The organism is Rhizobacter sp. P2_H2 (assembly GCF_056403375.1).
This window is the reverse complement of sequence record NZ_JBFUFP010000494.1, coordinates 1-3,918: the sequence shown is the minus strand read 5'-3', so window position 1 is coordinate 3,918 and position 3,918 is coordinate 1. Positions and strand designations below refer to the sequence as shown.

General features: G+C 67.3%; 5 protein-coding genes. All 5 read left to right on the top strand.

From position 1 onward, the window contains the following. Nucleotides 1-446, top strand: a 446-nt coding sequence (locus AC1D15_RS21055) for a DUF899 family protein (protein ID WP_477827498.1), incomplete at its 5' end; no start/stop codon positions are given. A 36-nt stretch (nucleotides 447-482) separates the two neighbouring features. Continuing rightward, entirely contained in the window at nucleotides 483-1,634 is a 1,152-nt protein-coding gene (locus AC1D15_RS21050) for an ATP-binding protein (RefSeq protein WP_477827497.1), read from the top strand. 146 nt (nucleotides 1,635-1,780) lie between these two features. After that, nucleotides 1,781-2,209: a hypothetical protein gene (locus AC1D15_RS21045; RefSeq protein WP_477827496.1), complete on the top strand. Its 429-nt coding sequence runs from the start codon at nucleotides 1,781-1,783 to the stop codon at nucleotides 2,207-2,209. After that, complete coding sequence (locus tag AC1D15_RS21040; protein ID WP_477827495.1) at nucleotides 2,206-3,681, top strand: ATPase domain-containing protein; 1,476 nt, start codon at nucleotides 2,206-2,208, stop codon at nucleotides 3,679-3,681. Before AC1D15_RS21045 ends, AC1D15_RS21040 begins: the two co-directional genes overlap by 4 nt. 25 nt (nucleotides 3,682-3,706) lie before the next feature. Next, nucleotides 3,707-3,918, top strand: a 212-nt coding sequence (locus AC1D15_RS21035; RefSeq protein WP_477827494.1) for a hypothetical protein, incomplete at its 3' end; no start/stop codon positions are given.

Genomic DNA, 3,918 nt, shown 5'->3' with positions numbered 1-3,918 from the left:
ACTTCATGTACGGCCCGCAGCGCAAGCGGCCGTGCCCGATGTGCACCTCGATGCTCAGCGCGTTCGATGGCGAGATGCCCGACATCCTGCAGCGCGTCGCGTTCTCGGTGATCGCCCGATCGCCGATCGACCGCATCCTGGCCTTCAGGAAGGAACGCGGCTGGCGCCACCTGCGCCTGTACTCGTCGGGCGGCAACGACTTCAACCGCGACTACGCCGACGAAGACCCGGCGAGCACCGGCGACAACGCCGGCTTCAACGTCTTCACGCGCCGCGACGGCGTCATCCGCCACACCTGGGGCGACGAGATGGGACCCGAGAGCGCCGACCCCGGCCAGGACCCGCGCGGCGCGCCCGAAGTGATGCCGATCTGGATCGTGCTCGACATGACGCCCGGCGGCCGGGGCGTCGACTGGTACCCGGAACTCGAGTACCCGCAGCGCTGAGGCTCCAGCGGTTCCGCGCAGGGCGCAGAATGGCGAATGCGCCTGTCGAGCTTCATCCACGCCAACCTCGATGCCATCCTGCGGGATTGGGTCGCTTTCGCCGCCAGCCAGATGCCCGCCGCGGCCAGCATCGACGAGGTGGGCCTGCTCGACCACGGCAGGCTGATCCTGCAGGAGATCGCCGAAGACATGCGCCGTCCGCAGGACGACGACGAGCGGCAAGCCAAGTCGGAAGGCCAGAGCGACACGCCCGCCCCCCTGCGAAGCATCCCGTCGCGCAGCCATGCCCGACAGCGCGAGCGACAGGGCTTCGAGGTGGAGCAGATGGTGGCCGAATACCGGGCGCTGCGCGCGACGGTGTTGAGGTTGTGGCGCGCTTCACAGGGCGAAGCCCTGGCCCTCCAGGATCTCGACGACGTGACGCGCTTCAACGAGGCCGTGGACCAGGCCATCGCGGAGTCGTTGAGCGTCTTCGTGCTGGAGGTGAACCGCACGCGCGACCTGTTTCTCGGGATGCTGGGCCACGACCTGCGAGGGCCGCTCAGCACGATCTCGGCCTACGCGGCCCTGGCGCTGCGCACCCGCCCCGACGACGCGCCCCAACTCGCCGTGGTGAAGCGCAGCGTCGGCCAGATGAAGGCCCTGCTGGACGACCTGGTCGAGTACACGCGCCACCGCCTGGGGTCGGGCCTGCCCGTCAGTCCGGCGCCTCTGCATCTGGACAAGTTCGCCCAGAACACCTTGCAGGAAATCGATGCGATCACGCCCGGAAGAGTCCTGCAGCTGACCGTGCTGGGCGACCTGCAGGGTGAATGGGACGCCCGGCGCCTGCACCAGGCCTTGTCCAACCTGGTGTTCAATGCCTTGAAGTACGGATTCCCCAGCTCGCCGGTCCGCGTCATCCTGGATGGCACACGCGCCGACGAAGTCCTGCTGGCCGTCGAGAATCACGGCAAACCCATTCCTGCCGACCTGCTGCCCAGCCTCTTCGATCCGCTGGTGCGCGCCGGCAGCGACGAAGGGGATGCCGATTCCCAGGTGGCCGGGGCCAATCTCGGCCTCGGTCTGTACGTCGTCCGCGAGATCGCCCTGGCCCACGGCGGCACGGTGGATGTCTCATCTGACGAAGGGGCCACCCGCTTCGAGCTTCGGTTGCCGCGCATCTGCGTGCGTCGCGACGAGGCATGAGGGTCCCAATGTGCGGTAGCGTACAGACCCGCGTGGCCGTCCATGCGACGTTCAAGCCTTCCTGGCTCCAGCGCGTGATGCCGTTCGAACGCCCCAGGTCCGGCAGTCCCTCAATGAATGCGACGCTGCTTGCCGGCGTGTGACACATGCCCAGTCCAGAGAGCGATGGAATTGCGATCTTCCTGAAAAGGACAGTGCGAGACGGCGCCTCTTCGCTGCAGGTCGCCGAATCGGTCAGCGTGGCCTTGCAAGGCATCGACGAGGCCTTGACGCCCATCATCGGCAAGCGCGGCGTTGCCGCGCTGCACCAGCGCACGGTGCACCTTGCCCGCGGGAGCGGTTCCTGGCTGATCCTCACCAAGGAAGGAGTTCCCACCGCGATGGATTTCGAGGCGCTGAAGAGCGCGCTGGCACAGCAGGAGGCCATCGACGCCGCCGACCAGGGCGCCCTGATCCTGCAGACCTTCCACGCGTTGTTGACCACCCTGGTCGGCCCGTCGCTCACCGAACGATTGCTTCGCCCCGCATGGGCCACCCTTTTGAGCGGTCCGTCCGCGCAGGACACCACGTCATGACCAGCAAAGTAACGATCAACCGGTTGGCCACGAAGGTGCCCGGCCTGGACGAGATTCTTGGTGGCGGTTTGCCGGAGTTCTCCTTCAACCTCATCGCAGGCCAGCCGGGCTGCGGCAAGACGACGCTGGCGCACCAGATCATGTTCGCGCTGGCGACACCCGAGCGCCCGGCGATCTACTTCACGGTGCTGGGCGAGCCGCCGCTGAAGATGCTGCGCTACCAGCAGCAGTTCGAGTTTTTCGACACCGAGGCGATCAACACCTCGATCCGTTTCATCAATCTCTCCGACGACGCCGTGGTGGGCGACCTCGACCGCGTGCTCAAGCGCATCGTCGACGAGGTGACGCGGCACAGCCCGGCGCTCGTCTTCGTGGATTCCTTCCGGTCGGTCGTGCTGGCCAGCGAGACCGACGGCAACCCCCACAACAGCCTGCAGCAGTTCGTCCAGCAGCTCGGCATGGTGATGACGAGCTGGCAGGCCACGACCTTCCTGATCGGCGAGTACTTCACCGAGACCGATGCCAACCCGGTGTTCACGGTGTCGGACGGACTCATCTGGCTGCGCCAGAGCGTGCAGCGCAACTCCATGGTCCGCAAGATGGAGATCATGAAGATGCGTGGACAACCCACGCTGGCGGGCCTGCACACGTTCCGCATCACCGACGCGGGTGTGGAAGTGTTTCCACCGGCCAGCGTCGCGATCTCGCCGCCGGGCGACCCGAACGCCGCGCCGCTCGCCAGGCGGCTGTCGATGGGTGTGCCGGGCCTGGACGAGATGCTGGGCGGCGGCTTGCCGTGCGGCTACTCGCTGCTGGTGGCGGGGCCTTCCGGCTCCGGCAAGAGCATCCTGGCTGCGGCTTTCCTGGCGGAGGGCGTGCGAGCGGGAGAGACCGGCGTCATCGCTGCCTTCGAGCAGAGTCCCAGCCGGTCGCGCAGCCGCGTGGTCGCGGACCTGATCGCGAGCGGGAAGGTGGGCGTGGTGGAGAACCGCGCCGATCTGTCGATCGACGAGGTCGGGTACATGCTGATGCAGAACATCCGACGCCTCGGCGCAACCCGCGTGGTCATCGATTCGCTGTCCGGCTTCGAGCTGGCACTGGCGCCGACGTTCCGCGAGGACTTCCGCGAATCGCTGTCGAACCTCGTCATCACGCTGGCCAGTGCGGGGGTCACCGTGCTGATGACCTCGGAACTCGAGGACCGCTACACCGATCTTCGCTTCAGCCCCTACGGCACCGCGTTCATGACGGACGCGATCATCGTGCAGCGCTACATCGAGATCGACAGCCGGCTGCGGCGGGTGATGGCGGTGGTCAAGGTCCGGGCCAGCGCCCACTCGGACCAGCTTCGTGCGTACAGCATCGACGGCGATGGCATCCACATCGGCGAGATGCTGGCCGACCAGGAAGGGCTGCTCGGGGGCCGGCCCACGACGAAGCTGGCGGCCGCCGGACCCGGCAAGCGTTCCTGAGTCCGGGCATGCGGGCATCGTCACCATGACCGACGCTCCCGATCTTCCAGGCGTTGCGGCGACGGACGCCCAAGCCGAGCTGGACCGGCTGAATGCGCAGGTGACGACCATGCGCACCGTCCTGACGCAGTTGCTGCAGGATGTCGTCCGCGCCGAACGGCAGGTGGAGGAAGGCCGGGCGGCGCAGCTGCTGGAGGCCAACGAGCGCTTGATGGTGAGCGCGCTCGGGGCCATCAC